This window comes from Streptomyces sp. NPDC059142, from assembly GCF_042755665.1.
Classification (GTDB): Bacteria; Actinomycetota; Actinomycetes; order Streptomycetales; family Streptomycetaceae; genus Streptomyces.
Map to the genome: position 1 here is coordinate 21,125 of NZ_JBHZDA010000017.1, position 4,150 is coordinate 25,274.

Consider the following 4,150-nt stretch of genomic DNA (forward strand, 5'->3'; position numbering starts at 1 on the left):
CGCGGCGGCCCCGCCCCCCCCCCGACTCCCCCCCCCCGCCTGGTACAAGTCGCGCCGCCACACCGGCCCCCCCAAAAGCGGCGTGGGCCGCGGGGCGGCCGCGGGGCGGGCCCGCGCCCCCGGTCCGGTGAACCACGTGTGACCAGGGGTGGCGCCGCTCGGACCGGCGCCACCCCATCCGCGTGCCGGGCCCGGCTACCCTCGACGCATGGCTTCTGAGGCTTCCGGTACGAGCACGGGCGCGGCACCGGTGTCGGCGCCGGGCGAGGGAACGGCCAGGGTCGACACCTGGATCTGGTCCGTACGGCTCACCAAGACCCGCTCCCAGGCGGCCACGGCCTGCCGCGCGGGCCACGTCCGCGTCAACGGCGAGCGCGTCAAACCCGCGTACGCGGTGAAGCCGGGCGACGAGGTCCGGCTGCGCCACGCGGGCCGCGACCGGGTGGTCGTGGTCTCGCGTGCGGTACGGAAACGGGTCGGGCCCCCGGTGGCGGCCGAGTGCTACGTCGACAACAGCCCGCCGCCCCCGCCGCGTGAGCTGACCCCGTCGGTCCCGGTACGGGACCGGGGCGCGGGGCGTCCGACGAAGCGGGACCGCCGGGAGCTGGAACGGCTGCGCGGCGCCCAGGACTCCGCACCCGCCCAGGACTTCTGACGCCCCCAGGACTCCTGAGGCTCCGAGGCGTCAGGTGCGGGGGGCCGGCGTGTGTTCGACGGGGACCTCCTCCGGGACCGTCGAGCCTCCGGTCGACGGCGCGGACGGGGTCGGCGCCACCGGTGGCGCGAGGGAGGGGGCGCCGGTCGAGGCGGTCGCGGGCGACGGGCTGTCGGGCGAGGGCGTCCCGGTGGGTCCGGAGCCGGTCGGCGGCGCCGAGCCGGGCTCGGCCGACGGGGTCGGCGCGGGCGGGGTGCTCGCGGGCGGCGGGGCGAGCGGGGCCGTCGGGGCCGTGGGCGCCATCTCCGTCGCGTAACGCAGGGGCAGCACGACGAGGGTGACGACGGCGCAGGACACCCCGACCCCGACCGCGGCGCGGACCAGCCGGCGGCGGGCGGCGGTGCGGCGGATCGCCTCGTACCGGCCGGGCGGCGGGCGCAGATGGTCGGCGGACGGTCGCAGGATGACCGCGAGCGGGTCGTCGGGCTCGAACTCCGGACCCTCGTCAGAGTGTGTGATCAACGCTTCTCCTCAGGTGGGCGCGGAGCAGTTCGCGGGCCGCGTGGAGGTCGGCCTTGACGGTTCCTTCCTTGCGCCCGGTCAGTACGGACACCTCCCGGATCGGCATGTCGGCGTAGTAGTGCAGCAGGATCGGGACGCGCAGCCGTTCCGGCAGTGACTGTACGAGCAGCCGGACCGACGGGTCGTCCTGTTCGGTCCGCGGACGGACGGAGGCCTCGACCCCGGCCCGGTGCACGGCCCTGCGCTCGCGCTCCAGTTTGCGCCAGTGGTCCCTGACCAGGTTGGCGGCGGTCACGTACAGGAAGCCCTGGGGCTCCGCGACGGATGTCCAGCGCGCCCAGAGCCGGGTGAACGCCTCCGAGGCGATCTCGTGGGCCGTCTCGTCGTCGTCGACCAGCCGGCGGCACCAGCCGGAGAGGCGGGGGTAGAGCGCGGCGAACAGCTCGGACGCTGCTTTCTCGCGGGACCGTTTCAACGCTCTCCATGGTCGTGAGGGCACTCGTGGGGGGAGGCAGGAGGGAGGCCCCGGGCCGGCGGATCACGGTTCCACCGGCCCGGGGCCGCGTACGGAGCGGGGGTTCGGGCGGGGTCAGGAGGACGCGGACGCCAGCTTCGCGAAGGCGATCACGTTGTCGGGGTAGCCGTCCTCGGTGAGCTCTCCGCCGCAGGTGATGAGACGCAGCTCCGGCCGGTCGACGTTCCCGTAGACCGTCTCCGTCGGGAAGTCGGCCTTGGCGACCGTCCGTACGGTGGTGACGGCGAACGTCACCCGCTCGCCGTTCTCCAGGCGCGTCACGATCCGGTCGCCCTGCTGGAGCCGGGCGAGACGGTGGAAGACCCCGGCCCCGTAGGCGCCGACCGTGACATGACCGAGGATCACCGACGGTCCGGTCCGGCCCGGCACCGGCGAGTGCCGGTACCAGCCCGCCCGGTCGTTCGCGGAGATCGGCGGTGTCTGCACGGTCCCGTCCGGGGCGAGCCCCAGCGTCATGACCGCGGTGTCGACTCCGATGGCCGGGATCTCCAGCCCGACCGGCACCGAGGGCCCGCCGTCCGGCGCCGTACGCGTGGACGACGGCACCGGCGACGGTGTGCCGCCGGAGTGCGCGGTGGTGCCGCTCGCCGCCGTCCCGCCACCTCCGGCGCCGCAGCCCACCAGCAGGGCGGCCGTGGACGCGGTCGCCGTGGTCAGGAAGGCGCGCCTGGAGAGCGAGGTCACGCTCCGGTCGCCTGGCGGCGCCGTACGAGAAGGAGGGTCGCGCCGCCCACGGCGAACGCGGCGGCGGCGCCTCCGCCGATCAGCCCGCCGCCGATCCCGGAGTCCGCCACGGGCGCGGCGCCGGTGTCGGGCGCGCCCTCGGGCACGACGGTGACCTGGCCCGGCTTCTTCGGGGCGGGGCTCGGGGCCTCGGTCGCGTTGGCCTCGGTGGGGGCCTGCTCGGGGACGGGGGCGGCCTTGGTGGGGGCTTCCTCGGGGGCGGGGTCGGCCGGGACCGGGGTGGGGTCGGTCTTGGACGCGGTGGCGGGGGCCGGCGACGGGGCCTCCCCGGCGGCGAAGGCGGGGACGGCGCCCGCGAGGACGGCGGTGCACGCGAGTGCTACGGCGCGGAGGACGGTTCGGCGCATGAATCGCTCTTTTCGTCGGTCCGCCCGCCCGGTGGACGCGGCGGGCTGCTTACGGATCGAACGGAGAGACGAGACAGCGGGGGGACGGGTTGTAAAGAGATGGCAAAGTCGCCGGAGGGGTGTTTCCGGGGGCGGGGGCGTCAGGCGGTGACGATCCCGGCGAAGCGCCGGGTGTCGATGTTCCCGCCGGAGGCGATGAGGCCGATCCGCCGGGCGCGGTGCCCGACGCGTCCGGAGAGGAGCGCGGCCAGGGCGCTCGCACCGCTGGGTTCGAGGACGATCTTGAGCCGTTCGAAGGCGAAGCGCATGGCGTCGCGGATCTCGTCGTCGTCGACGAGGGCGACGGAGTCGAGGAGCCGCCGGTTGACGGCGAAGGTGATCTCGCCGGGGGTGGCGAGCGCCTGCCCGTCGGCGAGGGTCCTGGGCACGGGGACGGTGACGCGTTCCCCCGCTTCCAGGGAGCGCTTGGTGTCGTCGCCCTCGGCGGGTTCGACACCGACGGTACGGATACGGGGGTACAGGGCCGTGGCGGCGACGGCGCTGCCGGCGACGAGGCCCCCGCCGCCGACGGGCGCGAGGAGCAGGTCCAGCTCCCCGGTCTCCTCGAAGAGTTCGAGGGCCGCGGTGCCCTGGCCCGCGATGACATGCGGATGGTCGTAGGGCGGGATGAGCGCGAGACCACGCTCGGCGGCGAGCGCCTCGCCCAGCGCGGTGCGGTCCTGGGTGTAGCGGTCGTACGTGACGATCTCCGCGCCGTATCCGGCGGTGGCCTCCCGCTTCGACCGGGGGGCGTCCTCGGGCATCAGGACGACGGCGGTGGTGCCCAGTTCCCGGGCGGCCAGCGCGGTGGCCTGGGCGTGGTTGCCGGAGGAGTAGGCGGCGATGCCCCGGGCGAGCTGGGCGGGGGAGAGCTGGGCGGCGGCGTTGTAGGCGCCGCGGAACTTGAAGGCGCCGACCCGCTGGAAGTTCTCGCACTTGACGAACACCTCGGCGCCGACGAGGGAGTCGAGGGTGCGGGAGGTCAGCACGGGGGTGCGGTGGGCGATGCCGTCGAGGCGTACGGCGGCCTCGCGGATGTTGTCGAAGGTCACGGGCAGGGCGGCGGCCATGGGTTCCTCGCGTGGATCGGGGACAGGGGGTCCGGTCTCGTCGGGCGGCGGGGTGAGGGGGCGCGGCGGCGGGGCGGGGCGGTCACCAGCCGGTGACGCGCTCCCAGACCGCCTGGACGACGGGCGCCGACGGGTCGGGGGGGGGGGGGGCCCCCGCGCCGCCGCGCGAGCCCGCGCGAGCGGGGGGCGGCGGCGCGCCCCCCGGGGGGGGGGTGGCGCTCCCGCGCGCGCGGACTCC

General features: G+C 76.0%; 6 protein-coding genes. 1 reads left to right on the plus strand and 5 read right to left on the minus strand.

Annotated elements, in window-relative coordinates; genetic code table 11:
* Positions 1–208 precede the first annotated feature (208 nt).
* Entirely contained in the window at positions 209–655 is a 447-nt protein-coding gene (locus ACFXPK_RS09275; protein WP_385007833.1) for an RNA-binding S4 domain-containing protein, read from the plus strand.
* Positions 656–685: 30 nt separating this feature from the next.
* Here the strand turns inward: ACFXPK_RS09275 and ACFXPK_RS09280 are convergent, their stop codons facing one another.
* From ACFXPK_RS09280 to ACFXPK_RS09300, 5 genes are all read right to left on the minus strand, one after another.
* Entirely contained in the window at positions 686–1,177 is a 492-nt protein-coding gene (locus ACFXPK_RS09280) for a hypothetical protein (protein ID WP_385007835.1), read from the minus strand.
* Entirely contained in the window at positions 1,161–1,652 is a 492-nt protein-coding gene (locus tag ACFXPK_RS09285) for an RNA polymerase sigma factor (RefSeq protein WP_385007837.1), read from the minus strand. The genes ACFXPK_RS09280 and ACFXPK_RS09285 overlap by 17 nt, the downstream gene beginning before the upstream one ends.
* A gap of 114 nt (positions 1,653–1,766) precedes the next feature.
* Positions 1,767–2,396 carry a class F sortase gene (locus ACFXPK_RS09290; RefSeq protein WP_385007839.1) on the minus strand — a complete coding sequence of 210 codons (630 nt, stop codon included), beginning with the start codon at positions 2,394–2,396 and terminating at the stop codon, positions 1,767–1,769.
* Complete coding sequence (locus ACFXPK_RS09295) at positions 2,393–2,803, minus strand: sortase-dependent protein (protein ID WP_385073328.1); 411 nt, start codon at positions 2,801–2,803, stop codon at positions 2,393–2,395. Before ACFXPK_RS09295 ends, ACFXPK_RS09290 begins: the two co-directional genes overlap by 4 nt.
* A gap of 140 nt (positions 2,804–2,943) precedes the next feature.
* A complete protein-coding gene (locus ACFXPK_RS09300) occupies positions 2,944–3,912 on the minus strand; it encodes a pyridoxal-phosphate dependent enzyme (RefSeq protein WP_385073331.1) in 969 nt (322 codons plus the stop codon).
* Positions 3,913–4,150 lie beyond the last annotated feature (238 nt).

Bases quoted from the DNA above. Each gene is read 5' to 3' on its own strand.
- ACFXPK_RS09275 (WP_385007833.1), top strand. From the start codon at position 209: ATGGCTTCTGAGGCTTCCGGTACGAGCACGGGCGCGGCACCGGTGTCG.
- ACFXPK_RS09295 (WP_385073328.1), bottom strand. From the start codon at position 2,803: ATGCGCCGAACCGTCCTCCGCGCCGTAGCACTCGCGTGCACCGCCGTC.
- ACFXPK_RS09300 (WP_385073331.1), bottom strand. From the start codon at position 3,912: ATGGCCGCCGCCCTGCCCGTGACCTTCGACAACATCCGCGAGGCCGCC.